The following is a 14438-nucleotide window of genomic DNA, read 5'->3' as shown; positions in this document are numbered from 1 at the left end:
TATAAAACCAGCGTATCAATTGATAAGACGCAAAATGCACAAGCGCGACAGGCATCACAGTTTCTTGGCGAGCAGGCCCTGCAGCGACTCACCCTGCAGGCGCCATCAGCCCCCGGCGCCGCGATGGCCCTGACAACAGCCAAGTCGCAGCCCTTCTGGTAAACTTCGCGGGCACCACCAGACAGGAATTACAATGAATCTGGACGACGCCAAAATTCCGGGCCTTCGGGCCGACCTCGAACGCACTGTACGCGATGCCCTGGCCGAGGATATCGGCAGTGGCGATATCACAGCCCAGCTGATCCCGGCAGACCGCAGCGCCAGCGCCCGGGTCATCACCCGCGAAGACTGCACCATCTGTGGCACCGAGTGGGTCAACGAAGTCTTTCGGCAACTGGACCCGGCCCTGCAGGTCAACTGGATGGTTGCAGACGGCGACCGCGCAGCAGCAGACTCGGTGCTGTTCACACTGCACGGTAACGCTCGCAGCATCCTCACCGGCGAACGCACTGCCCTCAATTTTCTGCAGACCCTGTCCGGCACGGCCACGGCCGCCAGCGCACTGGCCGAAGAAGTTCGTGGCGGCCAGATCAGGGTACTGGACACCCGCAAGACCATTCCCGGGTTGAGAACCGCGCAGAAATACGCGGTGCTTTGTGGTGGCTGTCACAATCACCGAATCGGCCTGTACGATGCTTTCCTGATCAAGGAAAACCATATCGCCGCAGCCGGCGGCATCGATGCTGCGGTCGAGCAGGCCCGCCAGCTGGCACCGCAGGCACCGGTTGAGGTCGAGGTGGAAAATCTGGACGAGCTGCGCCAGGCGCTGGACGCCGGGGCGGATATCATCATGCTCGACGAGTTCAATGAGCGAGACACCCTGGAGGCGCTGCAGCTGGCCAAGGGAACAGCCAAAATCGAAATTTCCGGCAGCGTCGACGCCGCGCGACTGCGCCAGCTTTCAGGCCTGGCAGTGGATTACATCTCATCCGGCGCCCTGACCAAGCATCTGAAAGCTGTGGACCTTTCCCTGCGCCTGCAGATGTAAGTCCGGTACTAAAATACCGTAACCCGAAGGGGCGTTAAGGCCCCTCAATGATGCCCGTGGTGATGGTGCTGTTGCTTTTCCACGGGCTCTGACTGCATGTCATGCCCTTCATGTCCGCTGTTGTCGCCGTGTCCGGCATGGCCGCTGGCACCCCAGATTGTCCAGGCGCCGAATAACAGCAGTAACACTGCCGACAGGTTGCGCACCCATTTTTTCTGCACCCACTGACGTGTCTGCGCCGCAGCCGCGCCCGTCAGCAATACGGCCGGCAGGGTTCCAAGACCGAAGGCCACCATGGTGGCACCGGAGGCGAGCGCATCGCCCTGCGCCAGCGCGTAAGTCAGTGCGCTGTAGACCAGTCCGCAGGGCAGCCAGCCCCACAGCGCGCCCAGCAACAGGGATTGCCCGGTGGAACGCACCGGCAGCAGGGCACGCCCCAGCGGCTGCAGCCTGCGCCAGATAACGGCGCCACCGCGTTCGAGCCAGACCAGTCCGCGCCACCAGTCCGCCAGGTAAAACGCCATCAAAATCAGCATCACACCGGCCAGCACCCGCAGCGGCCCCATACTCGGCGCTACCACCGCCCCGAAGGCCCCCACAAGGGCGCCAATCAGGCCATAGGTCATGATGCGACCGGCAGAATAACCCCACAGGTAGCGCCACACCGGGCCACCGCTGGCGGGGGCCAGGCCCAGCGCCCCGGAAATCCCCCCGCACATGCCAATACAGTGCGTGCTTCCCAGAAAGCCGATTAACAGCGCGCCGGCCAGAACTTCGAACGTCATTTATCGTCTTCAACCTGATCAGGTTTTGCGGCGCCGTCCTGTGGTTCCTGTTTGTCGTCAGCGGTTTCCTGCCCCGCCGTGACCTTACCGACCTCATCCTTACCGTTGGGCTCGTCGCGCGGCAGGTCGTCGTCGAACAGGATACGCCTGCCCTCGGTTTCAAGGTCGTCGTACTGGCCGTTGTCTACAGCCCAGAAAAAAACTTTGATCGCGATGGCGACAAAGATGATCGCCACCGGAATGAGAATAAACAGACTGTCCATTCAGCCACCCATTCGAATCAGTACAAGCAATTGAAGAGCACCCTAGCGGGACAGGCGCAATGCGTTCAGCACCACTACCAGCGAGCTCGCGGACATCCCGATGGCCGCCGCCCAAGGCGGCACCAGGCCGGCAACTGCCAGTGGCAGCGCCAGCAGATTGTACAGCAATGCCCAACTGAGATTCTGCCGGATTATTCGGCGACAGCGCTGGGCCAGACGCAGTGCCTCTGGCAGGACCCTCAGGTCCTGTGCCAGCAACACCGCATCCGCACGAGTCTGGGCAAGATCCGACGCGCCGGCCATGGCGACGGAAATGTCCGCACCACTCAACACCGGGACATCGTTGATACCATCTCCCACCATCAGTACGCGCTCGCCTGCGGCCTGCAATGCGCGCACCTGCTCCAGCTTCTGCTCCGGTGACACCCCGGCGGTATAATGTTCAATTCCCACTGCGTGTGCCAGCCGCGCCACATGGGCGGACTGATCGCCGCTCAGCAACGACGGCTCGAGTCCCTGCTGCCTGAGCAAAGCGATGGCTTCCGGCGCGCCGCTACGCTGGCGATCCCCGAGCCCGATCCATGCCAGCGGACCGGAGTCCGAGGCCAGCAGCATCCACTGCAACGGTGCCTGCGGCGAAGGCATGGCCGCACCTGCCGCGAATTCCGGCTTGCCCAGCTTGTAATAGGTTCCGCCTACGCGCCCGCTCACGCCCGCACCTGTGACCGTTTCACAGTCCGCGGCAGTCACCTGACCGCACCAGGGTACAAATGCCCGCGCGATCGGGTGATGGCTTGAAGCTTCCAGCGCGGCGCAGATGGCAAGTGCCTGTTGCTCTTCGATACCTTCCGTGAGCGCCTCGAAGGCCTGTACAGAAGGCTCGCCAGCAGTCAATGTTCCGGTCTTGTCGAACACCGCCTTGGTAATCTGCGGCAACTGCTCCAGCACATGGCCACGACTCACCAGCAATCCCAGTTCGCGCATGCGATTGGTCGCCGCCGTCAGTGCCGTGGGGGTTGCCAGCGCCAGCGCACAGGGGCAGGTCACTACCAGTACCGACAGGGTGATCCACAGTGCACGCTCGCTATCGATCTGCCACCAGACCCCGAACACCAGCGTCGCAGTGACCAGTACTGCGGCCACAAACCAGCGTGCCAGCCGATCCGCCATCGCAACCTGGGCGGGCTTATCCGCCTGCGCCTGCTCCACCAGCCGCTCAATCGCGGACAGTCGGGTAGCTTCGCCGACCGCGTGCACACTGAGCCACAGCGGAGATTCAGTATTCACCGTACCCGCCGCCACGAGATCACCCGTTTCCTTGCGCACCGGAAGCTCTTCCCCGCTCAGGCAGGATTCGTTGACCGCACTGCTCCCCTGCCGGACCTCACCGTCACAGGGAATGACACTCCCGGGCCGAATCAGCACCACATTCCCAACCTGCAGTGAGGCCACCGGCACTTCCTCCGGCTCTCCGCTGCCAGGTTCCTCCACCCGGGATGCCGTCAGAGGCAACAGTTGCGCCAGGCCACCGGCAGCCAGGCCAGCCTTGTGGCGCGCACGCATTTCGATTGTGCGCCCCAGCAGCAGAAAGAAGGTGAACATGGAAACCGAGTCGAAATAGACTTCGCCGCGCCCCGTGACGGTTGCATACAGGCTCGCCGCGTAGGCCCCGCCTATTGCCAGCGACACCGGCACATCCATCACCAGGCTGCGCTTCTTCAGCGCACGCCAGGCCGCCTCGAAAAAAGGTCGAGCCGCGTAGAAGACCACCGGCGTGGCCACCAGCAGGGAAACCAAGCGCAGGTACAGGCCCCAGTCAGACTCGAAGCCACCGGCATAGAGCGCTATCGAAAACATCATGACCTGCATGGTGCCGAGGCCGGCCACACCGAGACGGCGCAACGCCGTGCGACTCTCCTGTTGCAGCAGTTGCTCGCGGTTGGCAGCGGTAGCCGGTACCGGCCGGTAACCGATCTCGGCCAGTGACTGCATTACCCGGCTGACCTTGACGGTCGCGGGATCTATCAAGATCTGTGCCCGGTGGGTACTGGCGTTGACCACTACCCGGCGAACGCCCGGCAGCGCGCCCAGATGTTGCTCGATCAACCAGACACAGGCCGCACAGGTGATACCGCCCACCAGCAACCGCACCTGGGTGCCGCCGTCGCCCAACGAGGATACAAAGTCCTTCTGCACCGCTTCCAGGTCATAGGCCTGCCAGCGCTCATCCGCGCTTTCTTCAGTGGGGCGTTCCGCGCTCTGCTCGCGATAGCGGTAAAAATTTTCCAGCCCGCCGGACACAATGGCACCGGCCACAGCCTCACAACCGGGGCAGCACATTTCCCGCGGCTGCCCTTCGATGACCACGGAAAAGTTACTGCCCTCCGGCACCGGAAGGCCGCAGTGATAGCAGTCGTTACTGGCAGACATACTGAGCTGGGCGGTGGTAGTCATGGGCGGGAGGGACTCAGGGCGTCACCGGGGCCTTGCTGCCCAGCAATAAATTGATTTCGCCCTTGAGGCGCCAAGGCGACTGCGAATGCTTTGCCGGGTCCAGCTCCGGCATGACGCGCAGGTACCAGCGATACTCGAGCGGTGCGGACAGTTGGCCGCGATAGCGCTGATGGCCCACTTTCTCCAGGCTGATGTGCTGGTCCAGGTCGGCATCCGTCGGGTGGCTGAAGGTCAGCAGTAATTTCTCCGGCAGGTTGGTGCCGCCATTGTCGCGAACCGTGGTCTGCAGCTCCAGGCTGACTTCGGACGCGGCATTATCCACATGGACAAAGCCTGACAAGCCCATCTCGCGGGCCTTGCTATCCTGCTCCGCACGGAAATTGTACATACGCCCGTCGCGGTAATAGGTGTCACTGACTACATCATCGCTATGCCGCACTGCAATCGAGAAGAAAATCGAACAGGCGATCACCACTACGATCAGCGGCGTCAGCACAAACCAGGCCCAGGGCTCCCGGTACCAGGGGTTGCCGCTCTCATTGCGCCCGCGCGGCGCACTGCCATTATCTTTCATTCAATACTTCTTATAAAAACTGTTGAGCAGGTTCAATGCCCGGTCACTTGCCGGGCTTGGGCGCGATAAACACAGTCACGTGTTCGTCTCTGAGTTCCGGATTATCCAGCGCCTCCACGATGATCGTAATCTTGTGCTTGGGCGTCTCGATCTGGCTCTTCGGCACACTGACCCGGATCGGCACCGCGTACAGCTCGCCCTCCTCCACAAAAATCACCTTTGGTTTGCGAATGGAATACTGGTATCCCTCGCGTCCTTCCACCCGGATATTAAACTTGTGCGCTGCCTGGTCCATATTGTTGATTTTGACCGTATAGACATTCTGTACATCACCCTGGACCACGCGGTACATGCGCGCACCGCGATCGCGCAGCACTTCGGCCTGCACCGGCATCCGGGTAGCCACCGTGTAGGTGAACAGCAGCACCATCGCCAGCAGTACCGCCGCATAACCGAACAGGCGCGGACGAACGAAGTTGGTCTTGCCCGTCTCCAGCTCATCTTCGGAGGTGTAGCGAATCAGGCCGCGGGGATAGTTCATTTTGTCCATGACGCTATCACACGCATCGACGCACAGACCGCAGTTGATGCATTCATACTGCAGCCCGTCGCGGATATCGATATCCACCGGACATACCTGCACACACCAGGAGCAGTCGATGCAGTCACCGAGTCCCTTGGCCTTGTAATCAATACCGGGTTTGCGCGGGCCGCGGTTTTCACCACGCTTGGTGTCGTAATGCACGGCAAGGGTGTCCTGGTCGTACATCACAGACTGGAAGCGTGCATAGGGGCACATGTACTTGCACACCTGTTCGCGCATGAAGCCCGCGTTGAGGTAGGTCGCGATGGTAAAGAAAGCCACCCAGAACACCGCCACGGGCGCCGCCTGGAAGCGTGCGAGGTCCAGCACCAGCTCACGAATACCATAGAAGTACCCGACAAATGCCAGCGCCGTAGCGAGTGCGATCAGGATCCAGAGAGCCTGCTTGCCCGACTTACGCAGGAACTTCTCCATGCTCCATGACGCCTTGTCCAGCTTGATGCGCTTGTTGCGGTCACCCTCGCAGACACGCTCGGCCCACACGAACATCAGGGTCCAGACCGTCTGTGGGCAGGTGTAGCCACACCAGACACGCCCAACCAGGGTTGTAACCGCGAACAGTGAGAAGGCAGCAATGATCAGCAGCCACGCCAGCAACATGCCGTCCTGCGGGCCGAAGGTAGTCCAGAAAATATGAAATTTCCGCGCGGGCAAATCAAACAGCACGGCCTGGCGGCCATCGATCATCAACCAGGGGATAAAGAAGAACGCGAGCAGCAGCGGCAGCCCGGTGTATTTGCGGATACGCGAATAAAACCCGCGAATATGCCGGATATAAACCTTGTCTTCAGACTCATAAAGCATGCGATAACGCACTTGCTTTTCGCCGTCTTTGTCTTCCTTACTTGGTATCAGATCAGTCACTGTTACGAGCCACTCAATTTGAAAATCTGTTTACCAGAAAAAAGGCCTGCGACGCAGGCCTTTTTTGCGCGCCGTAAGCGCGAATTACCGGAAACCGCCAGGATCAGTTAGCGGAAGCATCTCCGGTTGTCGCCTCGGGTTCCGGCTTCTCGGGAGCCTGCTCCATGCTCTCGGTTTCCTGCTGAGACAGGCTGAGAACATAGGCTGCTACCAGGCGAATCTTGTCATCGCGCAGCAGCTCCTTCTGCGCCGGCATCAGGTTACTGCGGCCGTTGCGGATGGAGTGGGCAATACCTTCACGGGTGTCGCCATACAGCCAGATGTTATCCGTCAGGTTCGGTGCGCCGAGCATCTGGTTGCCCTTGGCGTCCATCCCGTGACAGGCCATACAGACGGTGTTAAAGACCTTCTTACCTTCAGCAGCCAGCGCCGCATCATGCTCCAGGCCGTTCAGGCTCAATACGTACTCTGTTACGTTTTTAACACCTTTCTCACCGATCACCGGGCCCTGCGGCGGCATCATACCCTGGCGCCCGTTATACAGGGTCTCCAGGATCTTCTCGCCGCTGCCGCCATACAACCAGTCGCCGTCTGTCAGGTTCGGGAAACCGAAGTTACCACCGCCGTCCGCGCCGTGGCACACAGAACAGTTGTTGGCAAAGATACGGCCGCCCATCTTGAGCGCCTGCGGGTCTTCGGCGATCTTTTCCACCGGCAGCTTGGTCAGCTCACCGAAAGAGGCCTCAAACTTGCTGCGGGCTTCTTCCTGTTCCTTCTCCAGTGCGCCAACGGAGGTCCAGCCACCGACACCCTTCCAGTTACCCATACCCGGGTAAACCACCAGGTACAAAATGCCGTAAATCAGCGTGCCCACGAATAGCAGGAACCACCATTTCGGCAGCGGGTTGTCGTATTCCTCGATGCCATCGTAGACATGGCCCGTGGTCTTGTTTTCCGGGTCGGCCTGGTCGTCCACCGCCACCTTGCGGTTGGCGAACAGCACCCAGGTCACCAGAACCAGGTTGGTCACGGTGAGTCCGATGATCCACCAGCTCCAAAAACTACTCATAACTCATCCTGCCCTTTTTTCTCTTGGCCTTTGCCAGCGCCGGCCTCTTCGCCGCCACGCTCTTGTGCACTCTTGCCCAATTCCTCGTCGTCCGCGAACGGAAGCTTGGCATCTTCTTCAAAACGCTTTTTGCGGCTCGGAGAAAATGCCCACCAGCAGACGCCGAGGAATGCCAGCGTCATCAGGACCAGGGCGATACTGTGTAAAGTACCCTTATCCACGCTCCACTCCCCTTAACGCTTCTGCTTGACCAGGATGCCGAGCTGCTGGAGATAGGCCACCAGGGCATCAATCTCCTTCACCTTGCCGCCGGCAAAAGCGTCTTTTGCGGTTGCGATCTGCTCGTCGGTGTAGGGCACACCCACAGTACGCAGCGCTTCCATCTTCTTGGCGGTATCGCGGCCGGTTACGGTGTTATCGAACAGCCACGGGAAGGCAGGCATATTCGACTCCGGCACTACGTTACGCGGGTTGTACAGGTGCGCACGGTGCCACTCATCCGAGTAGCGGCCACCCACACGGGCCAGGTCCGGGCCAGTACGCTTGGAGCCCCACAGGAACGGGTGCTCGTAAACGAATTCGTTGGACATGGAGTAATGGCCGTAGCGCTCTACTTCCGCGCGCAGCGGGCGAATCATCTGCGTGTGGCACACGTGGCAGCCCTCGCGGATGTAGATGTCACGCCCTTCCAGTTCCACCGGGCCGAGCGGTTTCAGCCCGGCAATCGGCTCGGAAGTGTCGGCACGGAAAAACAGCGGCACAATCTCAACGAGGCCACCGAAGCTGATGCCGACGATCGTCAGGATGATCATCAGGCCCAGGTTTTTTTCTACGATATCGTGGTTTTTCATTTCGGCTCCCTCCCTTATGCGGCCTGCGTCGCAGGTGCTTCACTGCGCTCGTTACCCGCCTGGATGGTGCGGAATACGTTGTATGCCATCAGCAGCATACCGACCAGGAAGATGAACCCGCCGAAGAAGCGCACGGTGTAACCCGGGTAACTCGCAACAACGGACTCCACGAAGCTGTAGGTCAGGGTGCCGTCCTGGTTGAAGGCGCGCCACATCAGGCCCTGGGTAATACCGTTCACCCACATGGAGGCGATGTACAGTACGGTGCCCACGGTAGCCAGCCAGAAGTGGGTATTCACCAGCTTCACGCTGTACATCTGCGCGCGGTTGAATAGGATTGGGATCAGGTGATAGATCGCACCGATGGAGATCATCGCTACCCAGCCCAGTGCGCCGGAGTGCACGTGGCCCACGGTCCAGTCGGTGTTATGGGACAGCGCGTTCACGGTCTTGATCGACATCATCGGGCCCTCGAAGGTGGACATGCCGTAGAACGACAGGGATACCACGAGGAAACGCAGGGTCGGGTCAGTGCGCAGTTTGTGCCAGGCACCGGAGAGGGTCATGATGCCGTTGATCATGCCGCCCCAGGAAGGCGCCAGCAGGATCAGGGACATCACCATGCCGAGGCTCTGCGCCCAGTCCGGCAGTGCAGAATAGTGCAGGTGGTGGCCACCGGCCCAAACGTAGATGGAGATCAGCGCCCAGAAATGCACGATGGACAGCTGGTAGGAATATACCGGACGGCCAGCCTGCTTCGGTACGAAGTAGTACATGATGCCGAGGAAGCCGGCTGTCAGGAAGAAGCCTACCGCGTTGTGGCCGTACCACCACTGGATCATCGCGTCACGGGTACCGGAATATGCGGAGTAGGATTTCCACATGGTGACCGGCACTTCCATGTTGTTAACAACATGCAGGATTGCGATGGTGATGATGAAGGCGCCGAAGAACCAATTGGCAACGTAGATGTGGGAGGTCTTGCGCTTGACGATGGTGCCGAAGAACACCAGCGCATAGGAGACCCACACCAGAGTGATCAGAATATCGATCGGCCATTCCAGCTCCGCGTACTCTTTCGCAGAGGTGAAACCCATCGGCAGGGTAATGGCTGCCAATACGATGACCGCCTGCCAGCCCCAGAAGGTGAACGGCACCAGCCAGCCACCCCACAGCTTGGCCTGGCAGGTTCGCTGCACACACCAGTAGGAAGACGCAAACAGCGCACAACCACCGAAGGCGAAAATCACCGCGTTGGTATGCAAAGGACGCAGGCGCCCGAAGTGCGTGTAAGGCTGAAAGATATCGTTAAGATCGGGCCAGACCAGCTGTGCCGCGATCAGTACGCCCACTGCCATGCCGACGATGCCCCAAACCACCGTCATCACTGCGAATTGGCGCACCACCTTGTAGTCATAGTCCGGCAGATCTCCGGGCTTTGCCACAGTAGAACTCATGGTGTTACTTCCCACTGGTATTAAAATTAATTCCCGGTATCCAATCGGATACCGGGAAATTGTTTACGAGCGGCGGGTATTGCTGGAACCGGAATGGGCACGCAAGCCCAACCTGGCACAATAGTCCATTTCTACAAACTGTAGACGCTCATTTCCCCCTTGGCCGGGTTTCCAGGCGGAAACCCGTGTCCCGCCCCGCAGGGCGGCTATTCCGTGACTCGCTTAAAGCGGCGAATCACAGGTATTCGCGCCCCTTGCCGGCGGCAATGCGCATGCGCAGCGCGTTGAGCTTGATAAAGCCCTCGGCGTCTTTCTGGTCATAGGCGCCCGCATCGTCCTCAAACGTGGCGATGCGCTCGTCAAACAGGCTGTCTTCCGAACGGCGCCCCACAACGGACACGCTGCCTTTATACAGTTTCAGGCGCACTTCGCCGTTGACCACATCCTGCGAGGCATCGATTGCCGCCTGCAGCATCTTGCGCTCGGGCGACCACCAGTAACCGTTGTAGATGATCTTCGCGTAGCGCGGCATCAGCTCGTCTTTCAGGTGTGCCACTTCGCGGTCCAGGGTGAGGGACTCGATTGCGCGGTGGGCAGACAGCAAGATGGTGCCGCCCGGTGTCTCGTAGCAGCCGCGGGATTTCATGCCCACATAGCGGTTTTCGACGATATCCAGGCGACCGATGCCATTGGCGCCACCGATCTTGTTCAGGTTTTCCAGCAAGGTCGCCGGGCTCTGGCGCTCGCCGTTCAGGGCAACCGGGTCGCCCTTCTCATATTCGATGGTGATATAGGTTGGCTCGTCCGGGGCCTGCTCCGGGCTGACGCTCCAGCGCCACATATCCTCTTCCGCTTCCCACCACGGATCTTCCAGGTTGCCACCCTCGTAGGAGATATGCAGCAGGTTGGCATCCATGGAGTAAGGCGACTTCTTCTTGCTGGAAGAGAAATCCACCGGGATCTCGTGGGTCTCGCAGTACTTCATCAGCTTTTCACGCGAGTTCAGGTCCCATTCACGCCATGGCGCGATCACCTGAATACCCGGCTTCAGTGCATAGGCACCCAGCTCGAAACGGACCTGATCGTTGCCCTTACCGGTCGCCCCGTGGGAAATGGCGTCAGCACCGGTTTCATTGGCGATCTCGATCAGGCGCTTGGCGATCAACGGACGAGCAATGGAGGTACCCAGCAGGTATTCCCCTTCATATATGGTGTTTGCGCGAAACATCGGAAACACGAAATCCCGCACGAACTCCTCGCGCAGGTCATCGATATAGATTTCCTTGATTCCCAGCGCCTCCGCCTTGGCGCGCGCCGGCTCGACCTCTTCCCCCTGGCCGATATCCGCAGTGAAAGTTACGACTTCGCAGTCATAGGTTTCCTGCAACCACTTCGCAATCACAGAGGTATCCAGTCCTCCGGAGTACGCAAGCACTACCTTGTTTATCTTGCTCATCAATAATCCATTTTCCTGGCAACCCGAGGCGGGTCGCGCACTAACCATGTGTCTATCTAAGGCCTAAGGCTGCTGTGGCTGGCCAACTGCGCGGTCGCGCTTATTGGCATACGAAGGATCCCGGGGGGTTATAGTTGGAAAAATACCCAGAATGCACGCCGCCTACCCATGCGACTGGCGGTATCATGCCCTGACAGCCGGCAACGGCCCCAAATATTCGGGCGCGATTGTAGCGCCTCGGGCACAAAAGTCCTAGCCACATGGTTATCGGATTTGGTTATTCGTGTTATTCATCGACGCTGAGTATTTTTTACCCCGGCATGACCGGACGCCTTGATCTAGAACAGGTTTTCGCAATTTCCCCGGTCATGCGTTAGCATGCGCGCAAATTGCACAGCAGTATTTAACGGCAGTGGAGCACTATGACAGACCAAATCACCATTACCCGCCCCGACGACTGGCATATTCACCTGCGCGACGGGCAATCTCTTGAACGGTCAGTCACCGATGCTGCACGGCAGTTCAGCCGCGCCATTGTCATGCCCAACCTGGTACCGCCGGTTATCACCGCCGAGGACGCCGCTGCCTACGAAGCGCGCATTCGCCAGAATATTCCGGCGGGCAATCCGTTCCAGCCGCTAATGGTGCTCTATCTCACCGACAACACCACCCCGGAAATGGTCGAGCAGGCCCACGCCAAGGGTGTTGTTGCCGCCAAGCTCTACCCCGCCGGCGCCACTACCAACTCGGATTCCGGCGTTACGGATATCAATGCGACCTTCCCGGCGCTGGAGAAGATGGCAGAGCTGGGCATGAAAATGCTGATTCACGGCGAAGTGACCACCAACGACATCGATATCTTCGACCGTGAGAAGGCGTTTATCGATTCGATCCTGTCTGTCATCGTCGACAAATTTCCGACCCTCAAGGTGGTCCTGGAGCACATTACCACCTCGCATGCTGCAGATTTTGTGCGCGGCGCGCGCGAGGGCGTGGCCGCCACCATTACGGCACATCACCTGCTGTACAACCGCAACCACATGCTGGTGGGCGGTATTCGCCCGCACTATTTCTGCCTCCCGATCCTGAAGCGCAACACGCACCAGGAAGCCCTGATAGAGGCTGCGATCAGTGGCAACCCGAGATTCTTCCTCGGTACCGACTCTGCCCCGCACGCGCGCGACAAGAAGGAAAATGCCTGCGGCTGCGCCGGCTGCTACACCGCCTACACCGCGATCGAGCTGTACGCCGAGACCTTCGAGCGCGCCGGCGCGCTCGATAAGCTGCAGGCTTTCGCCAGTGAATTCGGGCCGGATTTCTATGGCCTGCCGCGCAACACCGACACCGTTACCCTCAAGCGCGAGCCGTGGACAGTACCGCAGACCCTGCCGTTTGCCGACACTGAAATTGTGCCGCTGTGTGCCGGTGAAACCCTGAACTGGAAGCTGGTGGATTAAAGGCCGAGCCGGAATCCACCAAAAGAACCAACAGAGAATATAGGATCCAGTGTGACCCCCGCCGAAGAGAGAACCGGAGAACGCAGCCTGCTCGCGGAACGATTTCGCGGCTTCCTGCCCGTGGTCGTCGATCTCGAGACCGGCGGCTTCAACGCGCGCACCGATGCGCTGCTGGAAATCGCAGCGGTTACACTCGATATGGATGAAGACGGGCTGCTGTTCCCGGACGAAGTCTACTCTTTCCACCTGGAACCGTTTGAGGGCGCCAATATCGAGCAGTCTGCGCTCGACTTTATTGGCATCGACCTCGAAAGCTACGACCGCGATGCATTGCCAGAGGAGATTGCGCTGCCAGAGGTCTTTCGTGGCGTGCGCCACGCGATCAAGCGCCATGGCTGCACGCGCGCAGTGATGGTCGCGCACAATGCGCATTTCGATCTCGGCTTTGTCAATGCCGCAGCCGAGCGCTGCCGCATCAAGCGCAACCCTTTCCACCCGTTTTCCGTATTCGATACCGCAACCCTCGCGGGGCTCGCATACGGACAGACGGTTCTGGCCAAAGCCTGCCAGGCCGCGGGTATCGAATTCAGCAACAGCAAGGCCCACTCCGCAGAGTACGATGCGGAAAAAACTGCCGAACTGTTCTGCGGCATCGTCAACAAATGGAAGGAAATGGGGGGCTGGCCGCTCGATTAAGCCGGCCACCTGCTTGCACTACTGCTGTGCGCTGCCCGGTTCTGATGGCGGCGCCTCCCCCCTGCTCTTGCCGAGGTTCTGATAGAGCCGCATCATTGGTGTCTGGTCAATTCTGATATACCCCTGGTCTGCGCGATCCAGGTCCATGATCGTATACAGAACCGTTGAAAACGTCAGCGCCAACAACAGGCCAACCTGCATGGAAGTGCCTCCTGCCACGCCGAACTGAAACCCGACACCAAACATCGCCAGCAGGCTGACCATAAACAGCCCAAACCAGATGGCGTCCGGGATCATATAAAGCACACCGACGATCAGCCGTTTCTCAAAAATATCCAGCATTTCGTTCAACGGATCGACATATTGCTTCAATAACGCGGCATCGTAATCCCGTGCCAGCAGTTCATCCACCTGCCCCCAGAGCTTTACGTGAATTTCCTCTGCCCTGCGCAACAAGCCCGGAACTTCTTCGGCTTCAATGACTTCCTGACTGAAAAGCCCGACATACTCATACAAAAGCGCCCTACTTTCATCCCGAACCTCTGCCGGCAGGTAGCTCGCACGAAGATATGCCGTATTAATATCGTTTACCTGCTCGATCAGCAGGCTGCGCCGGAGTTCAAACCGGTTAGCTCCAATATTGAAAGTAAATGCCAGCAGGAATGCCAACAGGGCGAGTAATGCCGCAGCGGCAGTACCAGCAGGTGATTCCTCCTTGCGGTGCGTTCTGCGGCGGCGCGCCCTGCCAAACAGCATCCCCAGCCACAGGAACCCCAGGATCACGAGGACCGCAGTCACGAAGAATCCGGTAAGCGATATCTGGTCGAGTGCCCCGAACTGGATCATGCCCTGACTGCCGC

At 59.5% G+C, this 14438-nt stretch carries 14 protein-coding genes; 3 read left to right on the top strand and 11 right to left on the bottom strand.

The window, feature by feature from the left end; all coding sequences use genetic code 11:
- The first annotated feature begins 193 nt into the window (after positions 1 to 193).
- Positions 194 to 1048, top strand: coding sequence for a carboxylating nicotinate-nucleotide diphosphorylase (gene nadC, locus QSJ80_RS05685; protein WP_285763396.1), 855 nt, complete (start codon positions 194 to 196; stop codon positions 1046 to 1048).
- Between the two features lie 44 nt (positions 1049 to 1092).
- Here the strand turns inward: nadC and QSJ80_RS05680 are convergent, their stop codons facing one another.
- The 10 genes from QSJ80_RS05680 to QSJ80_RS05635 form a co-directional block, all read right to left on the bottom strand.
- Positions 1093 to 1833: a sulfite exporter TauE/SafE family protein gene (locus QSJ80_RS05680; protein WP_285763395.1), complete on the bottom strand. Its 741-nt coding sequence runs from the start codon at positions 1831 to 1833 to the stop codon at positions 1093 to 1095.
- A complete protein-coding gene (gene ccoS / locus QSJ80_RS05675) occupies positions 1830 to 2096 on the bottom strand; it encodes a cbb3-type cytochrome oxidase assembly protein CcoS (protein WP_285763394.1) in 267 nt (88 codons plus the stop codon). Before ccoS ends, QSJ80_RS05680 begins: the two co-directional genes overlap by 4 nt.
- A 42-nt stretch (positions 2097 to 2138) precedes the next feature.
- Positions 2139 to 4550, bottom strand: coding sequence for a heavy metal translocating P-type ATPase (locus QSJ80_RS05670; protein WP_285763393.1), 2412 nt, complete (start codon positions 4548 to 4550; stop codon positions 2139 to 2141).
- Between the two features lie 13 nt (positions 4551 to 4563).
- Complete coding sequence (locus tag QSJ80_RS05665) at positions 4564 to 5124, bottom strand: FixH family protein (RefSeq protein ID WP_285763392.1); 561 nt, start codon at positions 5122 to 5124, stop codon at positions 4564 to 4566.
- Positions 5125 to 5167: 43 nt separating this feature from the next.
- Entirely contained in the window at positions 5168 to 6580 is a 1413-nt protein-coding gene (gene ccoG / locus QSJ80_RS05660) for a cytochrome c oxidase accessory protein CcoG (RefSeq protein WP_434219173.1), read from the bottom strand.
- Positions 6581 to 6695: 115 nt separating this feature from the next.
- Positions 6696 to 7661, bottom strand: coding sequence for a cytochrome-c oxidase, cbb3-type subunit III (gene ccoP, locus QSJ80_RS05655; RefSeq protein WP_285763390.1), 966 nt, complete (start codon positions 7659 to 7661; stop codon positions 6696 to 6698).
- On the bottom strand, positions 7658 to 7882 hold the full coding sequence (locus QSJ80_RS05650; protein ID WP_285763389.1) for a cbb3-type cytochrome oxidase subunit 3: 225 nt from the start codon (positions 7880 to 7882) through the stop codon (positions 7658 to 7660). The genes ccoP and QSJ80_RS05650 overlap by 4 nt, the downstream gene beginning before the upstream one ends.
- 12 nt (positions 7883 to 7894) lie before the next feature.
- Positions 7895 to 8512 carry a cytochrome-c oxidase, cbb3-type subunit II gene (gene ccoO / locus QSJ80_RS05645; RefSeq protein ID WP_285763388.1) on the bottom strand — a complete coding sequence of 206 codons (618 nt, stop codon included), beginning with the start codon at positions 8510 to 8512 and terminating at the stop codon, positions 7895 to 7897.
- Between the two features lie 14 nt (positions 8513 to 8526).
- Positions 8527 to 9969, bottom strand: a complete 1443-nt coding sequence (gene ccoN, locus QSJ80_RS05640) for a cytochrome-c oxidase, cbb3-type subunit I (protein ID WP_285763387.1) — start codon at positions 9967 to 9969, stop codon at positions 8527 to 8529.
- A gap of 235 nt (positions 9970 to 10204) precedes the next feature.
- Positions 10205 to 11425, bottom strand: coding sequence for an argininosuccinate synthase (locus QSJ80_RS05635; protein WP_285763385.1), 1221 nt, complete (start codon positions 11423 to 11425; stop codon positions 10205 to 10207).
- Positions 11426 to 11847: 422 nt separating this feature from the next.
- Between QSJ80_RS05635 and pyrC the strand changes: the two genes are divergently transcribed.
- Both pyrC and rnt read left to right on the top strand, forming a co-directional pair.
- Complete coding sequence (pyrC, locus tag QSJ80_RS05630; protein ID WP_285763384.1) at positions 11848 to 12882, top strand: dihydroorotase; 1035 nt, start codon at positions 11848 to 11850, stop codon at positions 12880 to 12882.
- A 51-nt stretch (positions 12883 to 12933) separates the two neighbouring features.
- Positions 12934 to 13578, top strand: coding sequence for a ribonuclease T (rnt, locus tag QSJ80_RS05625; protein ID WP_285763383.1), 645 nt, complete (start codon positions 12934 to 12936; stop codon positions 13576 to 13578).
- Positions 13579 to 13596: 18 nt separating this feature from the next.
- Here the strand turns inward: rnt and QSJ80_RS05620 are convergent, their stop codons facing one another.
- Positions 13597 to 14424, bottom strand: coding sequence for a bestrophin-like domain (locus QSJ80_RS05620; RefSeq protein WP_285763382.1), 828 nt, complete (start codon positions 14422 to 14424; stop codon positions 13597 to 13599).
- Between the last annotated feature and the right edge of the window lie 14 nt (positions 14425 to 14438).

Source organism: Biformimicrobium ophioploci, from assembly GCF_030270605.1.
Taxonomy (GTDB): Bacteria; Pseudomonadota; Gammaproteobacteria; order Pseudomonadales; family Cellvibrionaceae; genus Biformimicrobium; species Biformimicrobium ophioploci.
This window is presented reverse-complemented; position numbering and strand designations above follow the sequence as displayed.